The organism is Streptomyces sp. E11-3, assembly GCF_046540415.1.
In the GTDB taxonomy this organism is placed as follows: Bacteria; Actinomycetota; Actinomycetes; order Streptomycetales; family Streptomycetaceae; genus Streptomyces.
The window spans coordinates 2,191,883-2,213,381 of sequence record NZ_JAZGRL010000002.1; the positions used below are offsets into that span (position 1 = coordinate 2,191,883).

The 21,499-nt window shown below is 71.7% G+C and carries 16 protein-coding genes; 3 read left to right on the forward strand and 13 right to left on the reverse strand.

All coding sequences use genetic code 11. The annotated features are described in order from the left end of the window. Nucleotides 1-825: an ABC transporter permease gene (locus U9R90_RS29025; protein ID WP_411059640.1), complete on the forward strand. Its 825-nt coding sequence runs from the start codon at nt 1-3 to the stop codon at nt 823-825. A gap of 190 nt (nt 826-1,015) precedes the next feature. On the opposite strand, the gene U9R90_RS29030 is transcribed toward U9R90_RS29025, so the two are convergent. Together U9R90_RS29030 and U9R90_RS29035 are read right to left on the reverse strand one after the other, a co-directional pair. Next, nucleotides 1,016-1,654, reverse strand: coding sequence for an HAD family hydrolase (locus U9R90_RS29030; RefSeq protein WP_411059641.1), 639 nt, complete (start codon nt 1,652-1,654; stop codon nt 1,016-1,018). Continuing rightward, nucleotides 1,641-2,801, reverse strand: coding sequence for an oxidoreductase (locus U9R90_RS29035; protein ID WP_411059642.1), 1,161 nt, complete (start codon nt 2,799-2,801; stop codon nt 1,641-1,643). Before U9R90_RS29035 ends, U9R90_RS29030 begins: the two co-directional genes overlap by 14 nt. Before the next feature lie 143 nt (nt 2,802-2,944). On the opposite strand from U9R90_RS29035, the gene U9R90_RS29040 reads away from it, so the two are divergent. Next, entirely contained in the window at nt 2,945-3,547 is a 603-nt protein-coding gene (locus U9R90_RS29040) for a TetR family transcriptional regulator (protein WP_411059643.1), read from the forward strand. Here the strand turns inward: U9R90_RS29040 and U9R90_RS29045 are convergent. Then, the gene (locus U9R90_RS29045; protein WP_411059835.1) at nt 3,524-4,618 is read right to left on the reverse strand and encodes a ScbA/BarX family gamma-butyrolactone biosynthesis protein; all 1,095 of its coding nucleotides are present in this window, start codon (nt 4,616-4,618) and stop codon (nt 3,524-3,526) included. The two genes, U9R90_RS29040 and U9R90_RS29045, sit on opposite strands and share 24 nt — an antisense overlap. A gap of 259 nt (nt 4,619-4,877) precedes the next feature. Between U9R90_RS29045 and U9R90_RS29050 the strand changes: the two genes are divergently transcribed. Beyond that, a complete protein-coding gene (locus U9R90_RS29050; RefSeq protein ID WP_411059644.1) occupies nt 4,878-5,522 on the forward strand; it encodes a ScbR family autoregulator-binding transcription factor in 645 nt (214 codons plus the stop codon). Nucleotides 5,523-5,533: 11 nt separating this feature from the next. On the opposite strand, the gene U9R90_RS29055 is transcribed toward U9R90_RS29050, so the two are convergent. From U9R90_RS29055 to U9R90_RS29100, 10 genes are all read right to left on the reverse strand, one after another. Continuing rightward, complete coding sequence (locus U9R90_RS29055; RefSeq protein ID WP_411059645.1) at nt 5,534-7,093, reverse strand: MmgE/PrpD family protein; 1,560 nt, start codon at nt 7,091-7,093, stop codon at nt 5,534-5,536. 104 nt (nt 7,094-7,197) lie between these two features. Continuing rightward, on the reverse strand, nt 7,198-7,566 hold the full coding sequence (locus U9R90_RS29060) for a nuclear transport factor 2 family protein (protein WP_411059646.1): 369 nt from the start codon (nt 7,564-7,566) through the stop codon (nt 7,198-7,200). A 70-nt stretch (nt 7,567-7,636) separates the two neighbouring features. Beyond that, entirely contained in the window at nt 7,637-8,593 is a 957-nt protein-coding gene (locus tag U9R90_RS29065) for a diacylglycerol/lipid kinase family protein (RefSeq protein ID WP_411059647.1), read from the reverse strand. A gap of 85 nt (nt 8,594-8,678) precedes the next feature. Further along, nucleotides 8,679-9,890 (reverse strand): cytochrome P450, encoded by a 1,212-nt coding sequence (locus U9R90_RS29070; protein ID WP_411059648.1) that lies wholly within the window; start codon nt 9,888-9,890, stop codon nt 8,679-8,681. Between the two features lie 208 nt (nt 9,891-10,098). Beyond that, a complete protein-coding gene (locus tag U9R90_RS29075) occupies nt 10,099-11,580 on the reverse strand; it encodes an MFS transporter (protein ID WP_411059649.1) in 1,482 nt (493 codons plus the stop codon). Nucleotides 11,581-11,632: 52 nt separating this feature from the next. Further along, on the reverse strand, nt 11,633-12,400 hold the full coding sequence (locus U9R90_RS29080) for a thioesterase II family protein (RefSeq protein WP_411059836.1): 768 nt from the start codon (nt 12,398-12,400) through the stop codon (nt 11,633-11,635). Between the two features lie 50 nt (nt 12,401-12,450). Next, nucleotides 12,451-13,464 carry an LLM class flavin-dependent oxidoreductase gene (locus U9R90_RS29085; RefSeq protein ID WP_411059650.1) on the reverse strand — a complete coding sequence of 338 codons (1,014 nt, stop codon included), beginning with the start codon at nt 13,462-13,464 and terminating at the stop codon, nt 12,451-12,453. A gap of 70 nt (nt 13,465-13,534) precedes the next feature. Further along, entirely contained in the window at nt 13,535-15,160 is a 1,626-nt protein-coding gene (locus U9R90_RS29090) for a fatty acid--CoA ligase (protein ID WP_411059651.1), read from the reverse strand. Nucleotides 15,161-15,216: 56 nt separating this feature from the next. After that, nucleotides 15,217-20,925, reverse strand: a complete 5,709-nt coding sequence (locus U9R90_RS29095; RefSeq protein ID WP_411059652.1) for an SDR family oxidoreductase — start codon at nt 20,923-20,925, stop codon at nt 15,217-15,219. A 33-nt stretch (nt 20,926-20,958) separates the two neighbouring features. Next, nucleotides 20,959-21,279: an acyl carrier protein gene (locus U9R90_RS29100; RefSeq protein ID WP_411059653.1), complete on the reverse strand. Its 321-nt coding sequence runs from the start codon at nt 21,277-21,279 to the stop codon at nt 20,959-20,961. Nucleotides 21,280-21,499 lie beyond the last annotated feature (220 nt).

A 21,499-nucleotide genomic window follows, 5' to 3' on the forward strand; every position in this document is an offset into this window, starting at 1 on the left:
ATGTCTTCCACGCGAGCGGAACCCCGCGCCCGGTTTCGCGATCTCGTCGCCGCCGAGTGGATCAAACTCTGGTCGTTGCGCTCCACGTTCTGGGTGCTGGGGGTCGGCGCGTTGGTCGTCCTGTCGATCAACGTGAACTCCGCGGACTCCAACCGTCGGTTCCAGTCGAAGCAGACCTCTCCCCCAGACCCGGACCGGATGTTCGATCCGATGGCGACGGCGTTCGTCGATCCCGCCTACAGCATCCTGATCATCGTCGCCGGGAGCGTTGGCGCGCTGTTCGTCTTCGGCGAGTACACCAGCGGGCTGATCCGTACGACGTTCGCGGCCGTGCCGGGCCGGTGTGCGGTGATGGCGGCGAAGGTCGCCGTGGTCGCGCCCGTGATGCTCGCGCTCGGCGCGTGCGTATCGGCGGCGTCCTTCGGGGTGACCCAGGCGGTGTTGCGCGAGCACGGCGGGCTGTCGATCGGTGACCCCGGTGCGCTGCGTGCCGTGGTGGCCTCCGCGCTGCTTGCGCCGCTGTCGGCGCTCGTCGGGATGGCGATCGGCGCGGTGTTGCGGCATGCCGCGAGTACGGTCGTGGGGCTTGTCGGTGTGCTTCTGTTGCTGCCGATGCTGCTCCGCGGTGACAGGTATCGGTGGGTCGCGGAGCTCGGCAACGCGATGCCGGTCACCGCGTGGGAGGTGCTGGTCCGGAACCCGGCGGTGGACTACGACCTCGGTCGGTATCCGGGGTCGGCCACCGAGGCGTGGGCCGTGTTCGCGGTCTGGCCCCTCGCCGCGGTGGTGGTCGTACTCGCCGTCGTCCACCGGCGCGATGTGTGAGCCGCGGCGGGCGGCCGTGCCCGTCTCGCACGCGGCTGCGGCGTCGAGGGCACCGGCCGCTCGGACGGCGGGCAACGAGCTCTCCGCGGACCTCGCCAGTCGGCGCTGTTCGCGGCGCGGCCCTCCCGGCCACAGCGGACCGGTACCCGCGAGGCTTCCGGGCAGGTCAGGCCGCGGATGACCGGACTCGCTAGGGGGCGGATGCCTGCCCCACCAGCACGGGATGGCCCACTTCGAGCAGCATCGGCAGGTCGGACGGGTCGTCTCCGTAGCCGAAGCAGTCCGCCGGGTCGATGTGCGCGTACCGGGACAGCAACTCGCGTACCAGGCGGCGCTTCTCGTCCCCGATGACCGGGGCGCCGACGAGGCCGCCGGTGAAGACCCTGCCGCAGCGTTCGAGGCGGGTGCACAGCACGTGTTCGGCGCCGACCGCCTCGGCGATGGGGTCCAGAAGCGGGCGGAACGAGCCGGAGACCAGGGCGATGACCGCGCCGTCGGCGCGGTGCCCGCGCAGTTCCGCTGCGACACCGCGGACGTAGAAGCCCTCGGCGGCGCTCCGCTCGCTGAACCAGCGCCGCGCCCACTCCTCGACCGCCGCCACCGGCTCGCCCCGCCACTCCCGGTAGTACGCCCGGTTGGCCTCCGCCCGCGGCAGTCCCGCGGCGACCTTGGCGTGGAGTTCCGCGCAGACCCGTGCCGCGCGGAGCGCCCCATCGGCGCCGTACCGGCCCTCGAAGTAGTAGCCGAGGAAGTCCAGGAGGCTCTTGCAGCTGATCAGCGTCTCGTCGACGTCGGAGAAGACCAGGCGCGGGCGTTCAGGCGTCGACACGGGGCACCTCCAGGGCCGACTCCCGTGCGGGGGCCGGTTCTTCGGTCAGCTCGGAGAAGACCGTTGTCGCGTAGTCGACGGCGGCCTGCTCCGGCCGCAGCATCCGGTGGTCCGCCACGGTGCGCACATCGCGGTGGCACCGCTCGACGACGTCCCCACCCCCCTGTCCCGGCCCACCGCCGGTGCGGTGGAGTCGCTCGACCGCGGTGGCGAGCAGGCTGACGACCGAGGCCGCGACGCGCTTGTTCCTCGCCACGTCCCGCTCGGTCCAGGCGTCGGCGTCGGCGCGCTGCGCGGCATCCCTCAGCAACAGGTGGGCGGCCTCGATCTCGTCGGCCGAGCGTGCCAGGGTCCGATGGAGCCGCAGCGCGTCGCGGTCGGACTGCGCCCGTGCGGACCGCGCCGCCCGCCGCGTCCACGCCTCCAGCGCGTGACGTGCGGCCCCGAACGCCGGGGCGCAGAAGAGCAGGCCGCCACCCAGCTGGGCGGGCGCGTGGTGGCACCGGGCCCGGCCGGGGCCGGGTGTGCCGGCGGTCAGGTCGGACATGAGGAAGGAGCGATGGCCGGGTACGAAGGCCGACTCCACCACGACGGTGTGGCTTCCGGTGCCGCGCATGCCGGCGCTCTGCCAGGTGTCGAGGACTTCGGCCTCGCCGCGGGGGACCGCGAACACCCGGCAGCGCGTGCCCTGTTCGGTGGGTTCGGTGGCGGTTAACAGCAGCCAGTCCGCGAAGTCCACTCCGCTCGCGTACCTCCATCTGCCGCTCAGCAGCCAGCCGTCCGGGAGCGGCCGCGCCGTGCCCGATGCGCTCATGACCGCGGTGATCAGCGCATCGGGCGAGGCGGCCCAGAGGTCGCGCTGTCCCGGCAGGGGCAGGTAGGCCGCGAACCGGCCGTGCGCGGCCCAGAGCGCACCGCACCACGCGGCGGACGCGCAGCCGGCCCCGACCGTGGCGGCGGCGTCGACGAGGGCGCTGAAGGTGCCTTCCGTGCCGCCCCAGACGCGGGGCACGAAGTGCCGGGCGAAGCCCGCGCGGGTCAGCAGCCGTACGGTCTCGCCGTTCAGCCGCCGCGCGCTCTCGGTGCCGTCGGCGGACGCGGCGGCGGAGACGGCGGCCTGCGCGACCGCGTCCGGTGACAGGGGCACGGGGCCGCCCGGGCGCCGGTCTTCCGCTGATGAGCTCTGTGACTGAATCATCTGTGGCATACACCCCAAAGGCCGATTAGAATTCGTTCTTGAACGTATCTTTATTGCTGCCGGTCCTACACTGTCCAACCCCAGTGAACGAGGTGTGCACCTTGCCGAAGCAGGCACGGGCCTTGCGCACGTACGACGCCGTCCTTGACGCCGCCGCGTACGAGTTCGCGCGCTACGGATACGCGAACACCAACCTGCAGAAGATCGCCGACCGGATCGGGCTGACGAAGGGCGCCCTCTACGGCCACTTCTCCAACAAGGAGAAGCTGGCCGCCGCGCTCTGCACCCATCTGGCCACCGCGGTCGAGGAGCCCCTCGCCGACGCGAAGGCCTCGCCCGACCCGGCGCTCGAGCGGCTGCGGACCCTGATGCTCACCCTGGGAGAGCTTTTCCAGGGCGACGCGCGGGCCCGCGCGGCGCTGCGGCTGACACTGGAAACGGCCCAGGCGGCCGCGGGTCCCGCGGCCCTGCTGAAGGAAACCCACACGGCTGTCCTACAACTCGTCGACGAGGCACAGCAGGAGCGGAGTTGGGTGGCCTCGGCACCGCCCAAGGCCGTGGCCGATCTGCTCGTGGCCGCGTTCTTCGGCGTGTTCTGGATGGGCTCCGCCAACGACCGCCCCGATTCGGGCGGCCGGGTGGCGGGCATGTGGAACGTCCTCGCGCACGCCCTAGGGGACAATGCCGGACAGTGACGCGAGCTCGGGCCAATGGTCCACCATCATCCGGGAGTTGCGCCGACCCACGCCTCGCCACGTCATGTCGGTCCTGGCCAACAGGGTGTCCCCCTGGATGGCGGCGATGCGCATCTGACAGCCCGCCGCCGACATGGAGCCGAGCACGCACTCCTCGACCACGCCGGGCACACACTCCTCGACCACCAGACGGATCGGCACGTCCAGCTCGGCGAAGGCCGCGCACTCCACCGTGGCGGCGACCAGTGCGAACGCCTGATCGACGAGCGGCTCCCCGGCGCTCTCGTGCACCTGGAGATGGCCGAGCTGCCGGAAGCCCTCCATCAGGACCATGAGCGGCACATGATCCGTGGGGTGGTCGAACAGCACCGCGTGATCGCGGTCGAACCGCAGCCGCCAGCCCCCGTCCGGCCTGGAACGCCCCAGGACGCAGTCCTTCCAGCGCAGCCGCCCCACCCGGCGTGGCGGCACGAGTGACACGGAGGGCCCCGAAGCGCCCGACGCGACCGGCGGGGAATCGCCACCCCAGGCCATCCGCCGCAGCAGTCCGTACCGCCGCTCGTCCATCACCCAGACCCGTAACCCCCCGCTCCCGCAGGGCTGTCCGTCCACCAGCAGCCGCACGTCGAGCCGGGCACCCTTGGGCCGGCCTTCCTCCCAGGTCCACTCCGCCTCGAGTACCACTGGAACCGGCACACCGCCGACCCGAAGCGCGCTAGGGTCGGTGATGTCGAAGTACAGGTCCCGGCCGACGAACCGACGGCCGAGCGGCACACCGCAGTACTCGTGGGCCACGTACAGCATCGCCTGGCGAATCGTCTCCGCCAACAGCATCGGATCGCTGAGGCCTTGCTCGTCCGGGTGGTAGAGCGCATGGTCGCGCGGCAACTGGGCCGCGATCGAGAACTGACTGTGGCCCACCTGACAGCCGTCGGTGACGAAAACCTCCGCGACCGCGCTGCGGTGCACCAGTTCACGCGGAACGGGCCTGAGAAACGTGAGGCCAGGAGCCGTGGGAGCCATTGATGAGGCATCCCGGTTTCTGGAATCATCGCTGAGCACGACCGACATCTGAGACAACGCTTCTCCCCGATTAGGACGAATCTTGCCAGAGAACAGACGCGTGACGCCTTGCGGTGCGAGGATTAATATACCTCCGAGAAGGTATATTTCAAAGACCGAAGCCGCACGCCGATGGCGATCAACACACCCTGTCCAGCGATGAGTTGACACTCCAGGATGGCGGACCCCACCTTCCGCGCCGCAGGGGAGTCTCACCACCCACGAGCACCCTGATCCGATCAGATCGACTGAGCACGATATGGACGCCATGAGCAACGAACGCAAGGCACCGCTGCCCCACCCCCCAACGGGCACGTCGGCCGACGACACCTCGCACCTCAAGCAGGAACGTGCGATCCACACCCGCAGGACGATCCTCCACGCCTCGGCCGCGGTCTTCGCCGACGTCGGCTTCCCCGCCGTCACCATCAAGGACATCGCCGACAAGGCCGAGATGACCAAGGGGGCGGTGTACTTCCACTTCACCAACAAAGAGGCGATCGCCGCCGCCGTGGCGGACGAGTTCTACCGGCGGCTGAACGAGATCATCGCCCCCGTTCTGGACGGCGACCGGTCCTCACCCTCGACGGTGGCGGGCGTCCTGCGGGCCGTGGCCCGCGGCTTCCGTGACGACGACTTCATCAAGGCAGGCGCGCGGCTGCAGATCGAGCGCCCCTACATCAAGATCGACATGCCGGTCCCGTACGTCGCCTTCACCGAACTGCTCACCGAGCTCCTGGAGGACTGCCGCAGTGCCGGGACGCTGCCCGAGGGCGCCAAGCCGGCCGCTCTGGCGCGCGTGCTGCGGTCCGCGCTCTTCGGCGCCCAGCACATCTCCTGGGTGCAGGCGAACCGCGAGGACGTCGTCGAGCGGGTGGAGGAGATCGTCGAATCCTGCCTCCCGAAACGCTGATCAGTCACAGGTCAGTCGAGGAAGGCGGCCTCGATCCAGCGGCGCACCCCTCGGGGCCGCATCCGGTGCAACGCACCGACAGTGTCGGCCACTTGATGCGAGCCGCCGACGGAGAGGAACTTCTCCCGCACCATCTCGGAGTGCCGGGAGCGGGTGTCAGGGCCCGCCGCGCCGACCGGGATGAGGCGCGCCCGTGTCACCGTACGACCGTCGGTCAGCCGTACGGTGACACGGGCGCCGGTGGCCTTGGTCGAGCGGGAGAAGTCCCCGCCGACCGCCTCGGGCCGGCCGACCAGATCCACCAGTTCGTCGCCGCCGAAGCCGCGCAGCCAGGGCGTGGCCAGCGGGCCCGCCTCGCGCACCGCCTCGCCGAACGGCGCTTCGGACAGGAAGAGTTCGCGGGTCATCTCCGTGTCGTGCTCCAGACGCACACGGCGGGCCAGCGACCAGCGGGCGGGGTCGTCCAGGAGCGGTGAGGAGAAGTCGTCCACCGAGAACTCGCCGGTCAGCAGCGTGGTGGCGACCGGATAGGGCACGTCGAGTACCAGGGCGCCGAGGGGTGATCCGGGGCCGTTGACGTACTGGGCCGCGCGCTCCCCCGCGAACAGCGTGTACAGGGACGCCTCGACGACGATCTCCGCCACGTCGTCCGGACCGATCGGGCCCAGCTCCCGGTGGATCTCCGCGGCGCAGTCCACCGCGGCGTCGATGCCGGGACCGCCGGGGTGCATCTTGAAGGACAGCGTGTCGGTGTGCCAGCGGCTGCCGAGGCCCTTGGCCACCGCCTGCGGAAGCGGGACCGTCGCGAACCGGGCCAGGAAGCCGTCCTGGTGCTCGATGATGTCGGGGGCGCCGTGCAGCCCGGCCGCCGCCGCGTCGCAGGCGTCCATGGCGGTGCGTACCGGCGTGAAGGTGTTGAACAGGCGGGCGTCGCTGGCCAGGAAGGCGCGCATCAGCGGCCAGTTGGGCATGGCGAAGGCCAGACCGAGGGAGTTCTGCCACAGCTCGGCCGGGGCCCGGTCGCAGTGCAGCCGGCCGGCCACCGCACCCGCGAGATGGGTGTGCACGGCGCTCTGGCCGCGCAGCGGTCCCAGGGTCGCGGACGCGGTGATGCGCGCCGCGCACTCGTTGGCCGCCACGACGGCGGTCAGCAGGGAGAGCCCGTCCAGCTTGCGGGCGTACGCGAAGGCGAGGGGCACCGCGACGGTCGAGTTGGACAGATGCCCGGCGTAGGCCGTGTCGTCGAGGTTGAGCCAGGAGCCGAGGGCGGCGAGTACGCCCGCCGCGGCTCTGGGGTCGGGCTGCATGGGGTGACCGAAGGCGGCCACCAGCTTGCGGCCCAGCGGGTGGGCGAGGCCGGCCCGGATGGAGGCGATCTGCGAGAGGACCTGGCTGGCGGCGAGTTTCAGCACCCGGCAGGGGATGTCCCGCGGGCGCAGGTTCGCGGCCCACTGGGACAGTTCGCGCAGCGGTGTGTCCGCGTGGGCGCGGAGCGCCGCGGGCCGGGGCCGGGGCTGCTCCCACTGCTCGCACAGTGTCCTGGCCACCCGCTCGGCGAGGACAGCAGACATGTGACGCACCCTGCCTTTCCGGTGCCGGCCCGGGCCTTGGCGGCGCCGGGCCGATGAGGACCGGGGCGGCGGTACGCCGGTGGCGTACCGCCGCCCTTGGGGGATCAGGCCGCGGGAACCTTGTCGAGGAACCCGTAGACGCCCTTGATCCGGCCGTCCTCCGCGGTGACCGCGACGTCGAAGCCGATGGCGATCGGCTCGCTGCCGGGCTCGGTGACCAGGCCCCACTGGAAGCGGGCGATGTTGTGGTGGGTGTCCACCTTGCCGATCAGCTCGAAGATGAGGCCCTTGAACTGGTCGCGGGCCCCCGCGATGACCGCGCCGATGCCCTCGTGGCCCTCGACCGCGGCGAGCGGGTCGATGTACGGGGCGTCCGCGGTGAACAGCTCGGCGATCGCCGCGGCACGCTTGTCCGCGTCCGCCTCGTTCCAGATGGCGAGGTAGCGGGTGACGGTGCTGTTGAGGTCGCTCATGGTGTCTCCTTGGTCGTGAGGGTCGTGCGGGGTGCGGATCGTGAAGGTCGTACGGTCGGGTCGGGAAGGGTCAGGGGGAGTCCGCCGGGCCCCAGGCGGCCAGTGCTCCGGGGAGCACCTCGAAGGTGGCCGAGGCGCCGATGGCGTGCTGGTACTCGCCGTCGTGTTCCAGGGGCAGCCGCCCCCCGTCGGTGCGCTCGACGGTGATCCTGCGGCCGCGTGCGTACACGGTCGCCGGATGGTCCATGTGCCGGGCTTCGAGGGTGAGTCCGGGCACCTCGGTGGCGGCCACGCCGTCACCGATGACGCAGACGTCGAGCAGCCCGTCGTCGAGCAGCGAGTCGGGCAGGATCAGGAACCGGCCGCCCCGGTAGCGGCCGCCGCCGACGTTGGCGAGGACGGTCGGGCCCTCGTGCACCACCTGCCCGTCGACGATGACCCGGCCTTGGTAGGGGACATACGTCTCGGCTGTCTCGGCGAACGCGCGAGCGTACCGCTCCCGTCCGGTGGCCGGGATGCCCCTGGCGGTGATCAGCGCGTCGGCGATCACACCGCTGCAGGCGCCCAGGTAGACGCAACTGCGGGTCTCGGCGAGCCGCGCCAGGTCCAGGTGGCGCAGCCGGGCGCTGCCGCCCGCACGGGAGTCGGCGAGCACCGCCTTCAGCGACTCGGTCCAGGGCCGGTCCCCCCAGAGCATCTTGTACCCGGAGTTGCCGGTGCCGCCCGGCACCACCATGAGCGCGGCTTGTCCCGCTGGGGCGTGCAGGCCCTGCACCACCTCGCGGACCGTGCCGTCGCCGCCGATGGCCACGACGAGGTCCGGTGCCCCGACGGACCGCTCCAGGGCGCGGCGTACGAAGACGGTCGCGTCCCCCGGGGCCGTGGTGAGGTGCACCTCCGTGTGCGTCAGGTACGCGGAACACAAGTCCTGGACGTCACGCACCAGTTGAGAGCTGTGGCTGCCGGATGCGGGGTTGGCTATGACCAGGGCCCTGGTCGGGCCCGCGGCGTGACTGCTGTCGGCCATGTCGGGCGTACTCCTTGGTCTGGTAGCACCTGCGAAGGACTCTGCCACCGGGCGCTGACGCGGGTCTGACGCCCGGCTGACGGCCCTACCAGGTGACGAGCAGCGAGTTGAGCCCGTAGTTGATGGTGTTCTCGCGGAACGAGATCGCTTCGGGAACGTCCGCGATGCGCAGGCCGGGGAAGCGGCCGATGAGGGCGCGCAGGGCGACCTCCAGCTCCATGCGGGCCAGCGAGGCGCCCGGGCAGAGGTGCGGACCGTAGCCGAAGGCGATATGCCGGCTGGCGTCCCGCTCGATGTCGAGGCGGTCGCCGCCGGGGAAGACCGTCTCGTCGTGGTTGGCACTGGGGTAGGCGAGGATCACTCCGTCGCCCTTGGCCATCCTGGCGCCGCCGATCTCCGCGTCGGCGACGGCGACCCTTACCTGGTTGTCCTGGGTGATGGACCAGTAGCGCAGAAGCTCCTCGACAGCCGGGGCGAACAGGCCGGGGTCACTCCGGAGCCGGTCCAGCTGGTCGGGCTCGCGCAGCAGGCTGAGCACGCTGAGGCTGAGCTGGTGCGCGGTGGTCTCGTGGCCCGCCACCAGGAAGAGCCGGGCCATCGCCACCAGGTCGTCGTGGGAGAGCTCACCGGTCGCGACGTACTGCGTGGCCAGGCGGCTGAGCAGGTCGTCCCGGGGGGCCTGCTGCTTGCGTCTGATCAGCTCGTCCAGGTACTGCGTCATCTCGACGAAGGCCGCGAATATCTCCTCGGGCGTGGCGTCCTGGGAGAGTACGGCCTGGCTGAGCTCGGTGAAGTCGCACTCATCCGCCTCGGGAACGCCCAGCATGCGGGCGATCACCAGGGAGGGCAGCCGGACTGAGAAGGCCGCCACCAGGTCGACCGGGCGCGGCCCCTGTGCCAGCTCGTCGACCAGCTCGTCGACCAGGCGCTCCACCGCGGGGCGCAGGGCGCGGGTGCGCCGGGCGGTGAACTCGGTCATGGCCATCCGGCGCAGCCGACCGTGCTCCGGGCCGTCCATCCGCGTGAAGGACATCACCCGGGGCGCGGGCGGCAGTTGGATGCGCACCGGGAAGCCGGGCAGGGTGTCGTCGGAGCTGAAGGAGGGGTCGGTCAGGACCTTGCGTACGTCCTCGTAGCGCGTCACCAGCCACGCGTCACCCGTCCGGATACGTACCTTCACCGGCGCTCCCTTGCGCAGCTGCGCATACGCGTCGGGCGGCGAATACGGGCAGGTACGCGGCATGGGCCAGGCGGCGATCCGCTCCTCGGCCTCCGGTCTGGCAGGAGTGACCGTCATGACTCTTCCCCCTCCGTTGTGGCTGACTTTGTGCCGTTGTGGCTGACGTGTGTGGCTGATTCCTTTCCGTCATGCTGGACGAAGGGGCTGATGCCCACCTGACGCCCGGCTGATCCGCCACATCCCCCGAGCACGCACGATGGCGGGTGCCCCGGAGCTCTCACTCCGCGGCACCCGCCACCTCAACTGCCTGGGGTTCGGTCGGGGTTCAGGCCTTGTCGGCCTTGCGTGGCAGGAGCTGCACCAGTACGGCGACCAGGACGCAGATGCCGGCCTGGACGTACAGGCTGAGGCCGAACCCGTCGGTGTACCCCTGGGCGGACGGATGCTCCCCGACCTGGCCGAAGAAGACCACTCCGATGACCGCGATACCCAGGGCGTTGCCCATCTCCTGCGCGGTGGAGAACACCCCGGAGGCCGCCGCGGCGTGTGTGGCCGCCACGCCCTCCAGGACCAGTGAGGTGAGCGGCGCGACCACCAGACCCATGCCGAAGCCGCAGACCACCATCGCCGGAATGCACCAGCCCACCGAGCCGGTGGCGCCGAGCTGTGACGCGGTCTGGGCGAACGCGACGTCGCCCACGGCCAGCACCAGAGCGCCGACCGCGAGCGCCTGCCGCCCCAGCTTGGCGGCGAACTTGGGTGCCATGGCGGAGGAGACGAAGAAGCCGAGCCCCAGCGGCACGAAGAGCAGCCCCGAGCCCAGGGCCGAAGCGCCGCGCCCCTGTTGCAGGAAGATCGCGAGGACCAGGAAGAACGAGGCCATCACCGAGAAGAAGACGAGGATGGCCACGGACCCGACGCCGAACGCGCGGTCCCGGAACAGGGACGGGGTGACGAGCGGCGACCGGTTGGCGGCCGCGAGACGGCGCTGGCTGGCCCAGAAGGCGGCGAGCAGCGGCACCGCGGCCGCCATGCACAGCCAGGTCCAGGCCGGCCAGTCCTCCTCGCGGCCGATGACCAGCGGCAGCACGACCGCGGTGAGCCCCGCGGTGACCAGCAGGACACCGGTCAGGTCGAGTCCGGTGTTTCCCTCGGACTTCGATTCCGGCACCAGCTTCGGGGTGAACACCAGGACGAGCAGGCCGATCGGCACGTTGATCAGGAAGATGGTGCGCCAGTCCATGCCGAACACATCGGCCTTGATCAGCAGGCCGCCGATCAGCTGCCCGAACACCGCCGCCGCGCCGAGCGCCACACCGTACGCGTTGAACGCGACGGCCCGGTGCTTCCCGGAGTACGTGGTGGTGAGGATGCCGAGCACCTGGGGGATGACCAGGGCGGCGGCCGCGCCCTGGACACCGCGGGCGACGATCAGCTCGCCCATGCTCTGGGCGATGCCGCAGGCCAGTGAGGCGAGCGTGAAGAGCAGCACGCCGGTCGAGTAGATCCGGCGCCGTCCATAGATGTCGCCGAGCCGGCCGCCGGTGATCAGCAGGGCGGACAGGCCGATGGTGAAGGTGACGGCGGTGAGCTGGATCTCCGCCGATGTGGCGCGCATGTTGGCCTGCAGCGACGGGATCGCCACGTTGACGATGAAGAAGTCGAGGTTGGTGATGAAGAGGCCGGCCAGCACGACCAGGAGCGCCCCGTAGGAGGGTTTGGCCGCCGTGGCCTCGTCGGGCGGCGGCGCTCCCGCTGGCGCGACGCCCTGGACTTCAGCGCCGTGCATTTCCGCTTCGGTGGTCATGACCGACCTTCCTGAGTCGTTCCGGCTGTTCTCGGTGGGGGCGGGACCGGGCTCAGCGGGCGGACGCGGCGACGAGCCGCTGCAGCCGCTGGCCGAAGTGCGTGGTGACGGCCTCCGCGTGGCTGTCGATGTAGAAGTGGCCGCCCGGGTACTCGCTGTGGCCCAGGTAGTGCGGGCTGCGCCCGGCCCAGTGCGACATGGCGTCCGGGCTCTCCATCAGCGGGTCGGACCGGCCGCCGTAGGAGACCAGCGGGCAGGCGGTTCCCGCCCCGTCGTCCACGTACTGTGCGGCGACCCGCAGGTCCGCACGGAGCGCGGGGACGACGAGTGCGAGCATCTCGGGGTTGTCGTAGATCTCGGCGGGGAACGAGCCCAACTTCTTGATCCACTCGACCATTTCGGGCTCCGGCATCCGGCTCTGCTCCTCCGTCGGCTGGAAGAAGCCCTCGGGCGACCAGCCCGACATGCCGACGAGGACCGGCGACGGGCCGCTCTCCCGCTCCATGCGGATGGTCAGGCGGAACGCCAGCTGGGCGCCGAGGCAGTGCCCGAAGAACGCGAAGGGCCGCTCGTCCAGGTCGTCGAGCACGGCCTCGTGGAGCGCGTCGAGCAGCGGGTCCCAGTCCTCGTACGTCATCTCGTCGCGGCGGTTGTGGCGGCCCGGCAGGGTCACCGCCTGCGGGGCGATGTCGCCGGGCAGCAGCCGCTCCCAGTCGCGGTAGATGATGGCGCCGCTGCCGGCGTGCGGCAGCATGAACAGCCTGACCGAGGCGTCCTGGGACGGCTCGGCCGGGTGGAACCACTGGCCCGCACGGGACATTTCCTGGCCCAGGGCGGTGGCACTGGCGGTGGCACTGGCGGTGGCACTGGTCACGACGTAGCTCTCCCAACGGTTGTCTGCTGGCCGATTGCGCGTACCGCGGGAAGCAGCACCTCGGCGATTTCCTTCAACTGCGGCTCCGGATCGAGTGATCCGACGCGGATGACCAGGTGTCTGGCGCCGGCGCGCAGATAGCCGCCGAGCCATTCCGCACAGCTCTCGGCGCTGCCCCAGCCGTAGGCCTGGATGCCCGACATCTGCTCGAGCGAGCGTCCGTAGTAGTGACTGACGTAGTGCTCCAGCTCGGCCTTGGCGGCCGCGCGGTCCCGGCCCACGGTGACGGTCGCGTACAGCCCGGGGGTGACCGCGTCCGGGGCGCGGCCCGCTGCCTCGGCGAGTTCGGCGATACGGGCGCGGGCCCGGCCGTAGGCTTCCGCGTCGGGCAGGAAGGGCAGCCAGCCGTCGTACTTCTCGGCGACCCGGGCAAGCACCTTCGGGGTGTCGCTGCCGGCCAGCCAGAGCGGCGGGCCGCCGGGCGAGGCCGGCTTCGGCAGCCGTTCGAGCCGTTGGGCCTGCCAGAACCTGCCCGGGAAGTCCGCGGGTTGTCCCGGCTCGCCGGACCGCCAGGCGGTGCGCCAGAGCGCGGCGATCTCGTCGAGCCGTCCCACCCGCCCGGCGAAGGACGCCCCGACGGAGGCGAACTCCTCCTCGGTCTCCGGCATCGGGAAGCCGGAGCCGAGCCCGAGTACCAGCCGGCCGGCGGCCACGTGGTCCAGGCTGGCGATCATGTTGGCGCCGATCAGGGGGTGGCGCAGGGCGGGGGTGAGCGCGGCGGTGCCGACCGTGATCCGCTCGGTCGCGGCGGCGGCCGCGGAGAGCACCACGAGCGGGTCGAGGCGCGGGCGGGCGGTGAGCGAGTCGCCCGCCCACAGCGAGTCAAAGCCGAGCGCCTCGGCCTGCCGCGCGAAATCGAGCAGCGGGGCCGCCGCGTAGGCGCCGTTGATGGCCTGCTCCCGGGTGGGCAACAGGATGCCGATGCTCGGTGGCCCGGCGGAGAACTGCATGGGGTGCTCCGTTTCGTCTCGCGGAGATTCGGCTGGCGGGGATTCGGCTGGCGGGGATCGGTTTCGTACGTCAGTGGGCGGCGAGGACGGTGTGGTCGGCCGCGCCGGGTTCCGCCGCGGCCACCTGGTCCCGCAGCCGCTCGCGCACGGCGCGGCGCAGGATCTTCCCGGACGGATTGCGCGGCAGGTCGTCGACGAAGTGGAAACCGCCCGGGATCTTGTAGTCGGCGAGCCGGCCGCGCAGCGACAGCAGGAGTTCGCGGGGCGTGGCGGCGGCGCCGGGCCGCAGGACGACGCAGGCGTGCACCGCCTCGCCCCAGTGCGGGTCGGGCAGTCCGACGACGGCGGCGTCGGCGACGGCCGGATGGGCGGCGAGCGCCTTCTCGACCTCGGCGGGGTAGATGTTCTGTCCGGCGACGATGATCGTGTCGTTCATGCGGTCGCGGAGGTAGACGTAGCCGTCCTCGTCGAGATAGCCGGCGTCGCCCATGTGCAACCACTCCCCCACGACGGTGCGCGCGGTCGCCTCGGGAAGGTTCCAGTAGCCGAGCATCCGGGACGGGGTGCGGATGCAGATCTGGCCCGTCTCACCGGGCGGCAGCGTCTCCCCGTCCGGGCCGATCACCTTCACCTCGTTGCCGGGGCAGGGCCTGCCGACCGACTGCAGCAGTCCGGTGCCTGGCCGGTGCGCGGCGGGCGGCAGGCACACCGCGACGCTGCCGGTCTCCGTGCTGGCGTAGATCTGCGCGAACTCGCAGCCGAATACCTCCAGGCACTGTTCGAGCAGGGTCTCGGAGATCGGCGCCGCACCGTAGGCGATCTTGCGCAGGGAGGTGAACGCGGCCGGGCCCGCGCCCCGTTCGGCCATCATCATCTGGAGCATGGCGGGCGCGGCGAAGGTAATGGTGACCGCGTGCGTACGGATCAGCCGCACCGCCTCCTGCGGATCGAACTGCGGCATCACCACGCTGGTCGCCCCGGCGTTGAAGGTGTGCATGAACCAGCCGATGCCCGCGATGCCGAACCCCGGCAGCGAGATCAGGCTGACGTCGTCCGGCAGCCAGTCGAGCCAGTCAGCGCCGTGCTCGCGCATCGCGGCGGGCAGCGTGAAGAAACTGCGGTGGGCGAGCACCGCGCCCTTGGGCAGCCCGGTGGTCCCGCTGGTGTAGATCTGCACGACCGCGTCGTCGCATCCGGTGCCCGGTTCCAGATCTGTGTCGGGCCGGTTCGCGTACCAGGCGGGCAGTCCGGCGCCGCGCGCCGGTTCGCCCTCGCTGTCGGTGCCGTCGACGCGGACCACGGTGTGCAGATGGGGAAGGAGCGGCCGGACCCGGTCCGCGGTGTCCCAGAACTCGTCGTCCACGAAGAGGAGCGCGGCGCCCGAGTCCCGCAGGATGTGGTCCACCTCGCCTTGGGTGAGGCGCCAGTTGACCGGGACCAGGACGGCGCCCGCCTTCGCGCAGGCGAGGATCGTGAGGTAGTAGTTCTCCGACTCGCGGCCCAGGTAGGCGACGCGGTCGCCGCGCCGGACACCCGCCTCGCGCAGGGCGTGGGCGGCGCGGTTGCTGTCCCGGTGCAGCTTCGCGTACGTGGTGGTGCGGCCCTCGCAGATGATCGCCGCGTGCTCCGCCCGGCCCCCGGCATGGGCCCGGGAGGTTCGGGTCAGCGTCCAGTCTCTGGTGGTGTGCTCTCTCACTGTGGTCTCCCGTTGAATGGCGCGGCGTCGGTGGGTGTCGTGAGCAGGAGTGGAGGTCAGGCGGGCTGCGGCGCCGGGGCCAGGCGCCCGTCGAGGAATTCGGTGAGCCTGCGGACCGTCGGGTGGTCGAAGGTCAGCGAGGCGGGCAACGGCAGCCGGAACAGCGTCTCCAGGCCGCCCTTGACGGTCTGGGCCATCAGCGAGTCGAGGCCGAGGGACACGAACTCGGCGTTCGGGTCGAGCTCGTCATCGGGGTCCATGTGCAGCGCGGCGGCGACCCTCTCGCGTACGGCCGAGCCGATCAGGGCCGTACGTTCCGGCTTCGGCAGGGCGGCCAGCGCGGTGAGGTCGAGGCCGGCGCCGTCCGCGCCGGACGGTTCCTGCCGGGCGAGCCGGTCGTAGAACGCGTCGTCCACGACACCGCCCGTCACATAGCGCGCCCAGTCGAACTCGCCCACCACCCGCTGGCTGCCCGGCAGGTGCCAGAGCCGGGCCAGGGTGTCCAGGGCCCTGGTGGGCGAGAAGAAGCGGACACCGCTGCGGTCGATCTCCTGGGCCAGCTGCTCGTCGAGCCGGGCGGACATGCCGACCCTGGCCCAGGCGCCCCAGTTGACGGAGAGGCCGGGCAGGCCCTGGCGGGCGCGCCACTCGGCCAGGCTGTCGAGAGCGGCGCTCGCGGCGGCGTAGTGCCCCTGCGTCGCACCGCCCAGGAGCGAGGCGATCGAGGAGTACGTCACAAAGAACTCAAGGTCAGGCATCGCGGCCTCGGCGGCTTCGTGCAGCAGCCAGCCGCCGTACGCCTTCGCCGCCAGCTGGGCGTCGATGGACTCCCAGGTCAGCTCGGCGATCAGCTGCTTGTCGAAGGACCCGGCCGCGTGCACGATGCCGCCCACCGGCAAGGGCCCCGCCGTGAGCTCCGCGACCAGCTTCCGTACGTCGTCGGCACGGCTCACATCGGCCCGTACGAGGGCGACTTCGGCCTGCTCGGACAGCTCGGCGAGCACCTGGGACGCCTCTTCGGTGGCCCGTCCGGCGCGGCTGACCAGGGTCAGGTGCCGGGCACCGAGCGAGACCAGCTTGCGGGCGGTGACCAGGCCGAGGCCACCGAGGCCACCGGTGACGAGGTAGGTGCGGTCCGGGCGGACGGAGGCCGGGGACGGCTCGGCGTCCGGCGCGCCGGGCACGTCCACCCACACCTCGGCGCGGGGGTCGGCCGCGGCGGTGCGCAGCGCCTCGCCGAGCTCGTCGAGGCGGAAGGTCGCGGCCCGGTCCTGGCCCTTGGCGTGCACCGCGCCGGGGGCGAGCGCCGCCGCCGAGGCGGGGACGGTGAGGGTGGCGCGCAGGGTGCCGTCATGGCGTACGTAGACCTCGTCACCGACGGCGAAGGAGGCACCTTCACCGGCCGCGAGTACGGTTCCCGCGGCGAGCGAGCCGAGCACCGGTGCGGCCTCGCCGGGCTCTTCGCCCCGCAGCGCGGCCCGTGCGTCCTCGGGGGTGAGGGCGACCGCGGCGACCCGTACCTGGACCTCGCCGGGCGCGGGGGCGCGGTCGTCGGCGGGCGTCGGGGCGAGGTCGGCGAGGTCGCCGGAGGCCGGGGCGCGCAGGGCGAAGCCGCCGGGCCAGGTGCGGGTGGTGTTGCCGGGCAGCAGCCTGCGGACGTAGCGCTGACCGGCGCGGTGCGCGACCTGGTACTCGCCGGGCGCCTCGGTTCGGCACTCGTCGAGCAGCGCGGACAGGTCACCGCCCGGCTCGATGTCGACCAGGGTCGCCCGGTACTGCGGCGACTCGGTGAGCAGCACCCGGCCGAAGCCCCACAGCGTCGCGGCACCGAGGTGCGCTCCGCTGCCGGGCCGGTCGCCGGGCAGCCACTGGGCGCCCTCGGTGACCAGCCAGAGGCGGGGCGGCCGCTGCTGCATGACGCTGTCCAAGGCCGTCAACAGGCCGAGCAGCTCGCGGTAGTTGTGCTCACACTCGGCGCGCAGCAGCTCGGCGGACATGGTGCCGGCCCGCGGCTGCCAGACCCAGCAGACGTCGGTGACCGAGGGGTCGTCCAGCGCGGCCTTGAGGTCGGCGGGGTCCGGGACCGGTGTGACCCGAAGGCCGTCGCGGTCCACCTCGCGCCCGCCGTCGCCGTCGCGCCCGCCGTCGCCGTCGCGCCCGCCGAGGAGCAGCACATGGCGGGGCGGGGCACTCTCGACGGCGGGCAGCACCCGGCGAACCCAGTCCGGCCGGTGCAGGAACTGGCGTTGCCCGGCGGGGACTTCGGGGCGGGCGAGGCGGACCCCGGTGAGTTCGAGTACCGGCTGGCCGTCCTCCAGGACCAGGATGTCGGCGAGGCGCCGGTCCTGTTCCGTGCCGACGCGGGCGGCGACGCGCAGCCGCTCGCCGCGGGGCTTCTTGAAGTGACGTACCGACGCGATCTCCCGCACGGCCAACACCGGGCCCTCGGGGTCGAGGGCGACGGCGGCCTGCACCGCGGCCTCGATCAGTTCGGCGGGAACCTGCTCGACGGCTGTGGTGCCGCGGCAGCTCAGCTCTCCCGACGCCCCGCCGTCGTGATGGCGTGCGGCGCTCAGCAGCACCCGGGCGCGCGGCCCGTGCGGGCGGCCGACCGACGCGAGGTCGGTGTAGAGGTCCTCGGCGTCGCTCCGCAGGACGGCGGGCCCCAAGGCGGCCTCCGTCGGCTCGGGCGCGTCCTGCGCTGTCCCGGTGGCGACGCGGGCGGTCACGTGCACCCGCTCCTCGGCATCGGCGGCGGTCACGACCGAGACATCGGCACCGCCGTCCGCGCGCGGCCGCAGCCGCGTGGTGAGGGTGACGGGGGTCTCGGCCTTCAGGGTGAGGGGTTCGAGCAGCCGCAGCTCCTGGACGGTGGCGCGGGTGTGCCCGTGAACGGCGTCCTGGAGTGCGAGCAACAGGTCGACGTAGGCCCCGGCGGGCAGCGTCGTCTGTTCCCCGTCGGCGAGGTCGGCGAGCGCGCCCAGCTCCTCGACGGTGAACTCGGCGGTGAACTCCCTGACGCCGTCGTGCTGTTGCCCCTCCGTACCGAGCAGCGGGTGGCGGGCCGCGCCGCCCTGCGCCCCGCTCCGGCGGGGCGTGACGGCGGGCAGCCAGTAGCGCTTGCGCTGGAAGGCGTAGGTGGGCAGGTCCGTCTTGGCCGGGACGGGACGGCCGTCGTGGTAGCCGGACCAGGAGACCGGGAGACCGGCCGCGTAGTACTCGGCGAGCGCCCGCAGGGTGGTGTCGCCACCGCGGTCGCGCCGCCGCAGGCTGGCCAGCCACAGATGGTCCTCGACGGGCAGCGAGCGCTGGGCGAGGGCGGTCAGCGCGGTCGAGGGGCCGATCTCGACGAGTGCGTGGCGGCCGCGCCGGGCGACCGCCCGGATGCCGGACAGGAACTGGACCGGCTCACCGATGTGCCGCACCCAGTAGTCGGCGGTGCCGATCTCGGCGAACCGGGCGAGCTTGCCCGTGACGTTGGAGATCAGGCTGATGGACGGCTCGTGGAAGGTGACGGCGTCGATGGCGGCGCGGAAGGTGTCGTAGACCTCGGCCATCAGCGGCGAGTGGAAGGCGTGCGAGACGGCCAGCCGGTCGACGCGCAGCCCCTGTGCGCGCAGCTCCCCGGTCACCTGCTCGAGCGCCTCGCTGCCGCCCGAGATCACGCACTGGTCGGGGGCGTTGGAGGCGGCGAGCGCCAGGTCGGCGTGTGCGTCCAGGAGCGGCAGGATGTCATCGGCGGGGGCGCCGACCGCGGCCATGCCCCCCTCGGCGCGTACCGCCTGCATCAGCCGGGCGCGGGCCGCCACGAGCGTCACGGCGTCCGGGAGGCTGAACAGACCGGCCACCGCGGCGGCCGCGACCTCGCCGATGCTGTGCCCGATCAGCACGTTCGGGCGCGCGCCCCAGGACATCCACAGCCTCGCGAGCGCGTACTCCAGGGTGAACAGGGCGGGCTGGGTGTATGCGGTGCGGTCGATCTCCCTGGGGTCATCGACCGCACCGAGGAGCAGGTCGCGTACCGACCGGCCCAGATGGGGCGCGAACAGCCGGTCGCACTCGTCCACGTGCGCGCGGAACAGCGGGAAACGCTCGTACAGGGCGGCGCCCATGCCCACGTACTGCGAGCCCTGTCCGCTGAACATGAAGGCGATCTTGCGGATGCCGGCCGGGCCCTGGTGGTCGCGGTCCGCGGCCTGGTCCAGGAGCTTGGTGAGCGCGTCGCGGTCGGTGACCGGGCCGGCGATCCGGTACGGGTGGTGGGTGCGGGCGACGTTTCCGGTGTAGCAGAGTGCGTCGAGGGGCAGGCCGGGGTTGTCATCGAGCAACTGCCGGTGGTTCCGCACCTGTTCACGCAGTGCGGCAGCGGTCTTGGCGGAGAGCGTGAACATGGGGGTGGCGGGTGCCTCGTCGGACGCGGAGCCGTCGGCCGCCGCCGTCGGGGGCTGCTCCAGGACCACCGCGCCGATCGTGCCCGCGAACCCGAAGCTGTTGACGACCGCGCGTCGCACCGGTGCCTTCCACGGCTCGCACGCGGTGGGAATCCGCACCGGGTACAGGTCCCAGGGGATGCGCCCGGACGGGGTGTCGAGATTGAGGTGCGGATAGATCGTCGCGGACCTGATCTGCAGAACCGCCTTGATGACGCCGACGATCCCGGACGCGGGCTCCATGTGGCCCAGGTTGGTCTTCACGGACCCGACGAGCAGCGGGTCGCTCTTGGTGTGCGAGTCGGCGAAGGCGTCGCCGATGGCGCCGAACTCTATGGGGTCGCCCAGCGGGGTGCCGGTGCCGTGCGCCTCCACGTACTGGATGTCCTCGGGCGCGAGCGCGGCGGCGGCGAGCGCGCCGCGGATGACCTTCTCCTGGGCGGGGCCGTTGGGCACGGTCAGGCCCGCGCTGTCGCCGTCCTGGCCGACGGCGGTGCCGCGGACCAGGGCGAGGACGTTGTCGCCGTCCCTGGTGGCGTCCGACAGCCTCTTGAGCACGAGGACCCCGCAGCCCTCGGCTCGCGCGTAGCCGTCGGCGGACTCGTCGAAGGTCTTGCACTGGCCGTCGGGGGACAGCATCTGCGCGTTGGAGAACATGACCGGGATGCGCGGGTGGTGCAGCGCGTTGACCCCGCCGCACAGCGCGATGTCCGTCTCACCCGCGCGCAGCCCCTGCACGGCGACGTGCAGCGCGGCCAGCGACGACGAGCACGCCGTGTCGATGCTCATGCTCGGGCCGCGCCAGCCGAGGAAGTACGAGAGCCGCCCCGACAGCGGGAACATGGTGATCCCGGAGGCCAGCAGGCCGTCCAGTTCCTCGTACGGAAGGGAGTCGAGCTCCAGCGCGTAGTCGATGGAGCTCGCCCCGACGTACACCCCGCCGTTGCCGCGGCGCAGCGGCGCCGGGTCGATGTTGGCGTGCTCCAAGGCCTGCCAGGCGGTCTCCAGCAGCATCCGCTGCTGGGGGTCCATGTACTGGGCTTCCTTCGGGGAGATGTTGAAGAAGGCCGCGTCGAAGCGGTCGATACGGTCCAGGAATCCGCCGGACGTCGTGTGTATCTTCCCCTTGTCGTCGGGGGTCTGCGGGGTGAAGGCTTCGACGTCCCACCGGTCCGATGGAATAGGTCCGATTCCGGATCGTCCGTCACGCAAGAACGCGTCGAACTCGTCGAGCGAGTTACTGCCGCCGGGGAATCGAAGGCCCACACCGACGATCGCGATCGGCTCGGGCACCCGGCCGGGCTCCCGGTTCATCTCTGATTCCTCGCGCGGCATTCCGCGTCTCCTTCGGTCCGGAACTCTGGCAGGTCAGTTGGCGCTGGGCGCTGCGCCGGGCATTTCCTGGGACGGGCCGGAAACCGCGTCGACGAGATAATCGAGGAGCCGGCCGACCGTGGGCTCGTTGAAGAGCACGTTCGCGTTGATGGAGAGGTCGAGGAGCTCCTCGAGGGCCTGCCTCATCTCGGTCAGCTTCAGCGAGGTGAGGCCGAGGTCGAAGTAGCTGACGTCGAGCGGGAGATCCTCCGTCTCGTCCATGAGCAGGGTCGCCCTGAACCTGCTGACGAGGAGCTGCTCCATCTCCTCGGCGAGTTCTGGCCGGGGAAGTTCCCGGAATTGCTGACGTGTCATGTGTACGGGTGGCATGGAGCCATGGAACCAGCCACTGCTGACGCCTCACTGACGTCGCGCGCGTACCACGCGGGCCCTTGGGTCAGTCCACCCGGAAGCCGTCGATTCCGTGTGTTGGCTGAATCAGCACGACGTCAGAGCCAAGTCAGATCCGGCTGTCACGATCGAGAGGCTTCGAAAGAGCTCACCCGATCGGAATCCACTCGGAGAAACCCACCCG

Excerpts from the sequence above, each read along its gene's own strand:
- U9R90_RS29025 (WP_411059640.1), top strand. The coding sequence starts at position 1 with ATGTCTTCCACGCGAGCGGAACCCCGCGCCCGGTTTCGCGATCTCGTC.
- U9R90_RS29045 (WP_411059835.1), bottom strand. The coding sequence starts at position 4,618 with ATGTCGGTCGTGCTCAGCGATGATTCCAGAAACCGGGATGCCTCATCA.
- U9R90_RS29050 (WP_411059644.1), top strand. The coding sequence starts at position 4,878 with ATGAGCAACGAACGCAAGGCACCGCTGCCCCACCCCCCAACGGGCACG.
- U9R90_RS29055 (WP_411059645.1), bottom strand. The coding sequence starts at position 7,093 with ATGTCTGCTGTCCTCGCCGAGCGGGTGGCCAGGACACTGTGCGAGCAG.
- U9R90_RS29060 (WP_411059646.1), bottom strand. The coding sequence starts at position 7,566 with ATGAGCGACCTCAACAGCACCGTCACCCGCTACCTCGCCATCTGGAAC.
- U9R90_RS29065 (WP_411059647.1), bottom strand. The coding sequence starts at position 8,593 with ATGGCCGACAGCAGTCACGCCGCGGGCCCGACCAGGGCCCTGGTCATA.
- U9R90_RS29070 (WP_411059648.1), bottom strand. The coding sequence starts at position 9,890 with ATGACGGTCACTCCTGCCAGACCGGAGGCCGAGGAGCGGATCGCCGCC.
- U9R90_RS29075 (WP_411059649.1), bottom strand. The coding sequence starts at position 11,580 with ATGACCACCGAAGCGGAAATGCACGGCGCTGAAGTCCAGGGCGTCGCG.
- U9R90_RS29080 (WP_411059836.1), bottom strand. The coding sequence starts at position 12,400 with ATGTCCCGTGCGGGCCAGTGGTTCCACCCGGCCGAGCCGTCCCAGGAC.
- U9R90_RS29085 (WP_411059650.1), bottom strand. The coding sequence starts at position 13,464 with ATGCAGTTCTCCGCCGGGCCACCGAGCATCGGCATCCTGTTGCCCACC.
- U9R90_RS29095 (WP_411059652.1), bottom strand. The coding sequence starts at position 20,925 with ATGCCGCGCGAGGAATCAGAGATGAACCGGGAGCCCGGCCGGGTGCCC.
- U9R90_RS29100 (WP_411059653.1), bottom strand. The coding sequence starts at position 21,279 with ATGACACGTCAGCAATTCCGGGAACTTCCCCGGCCAGAACTCGCCGAG.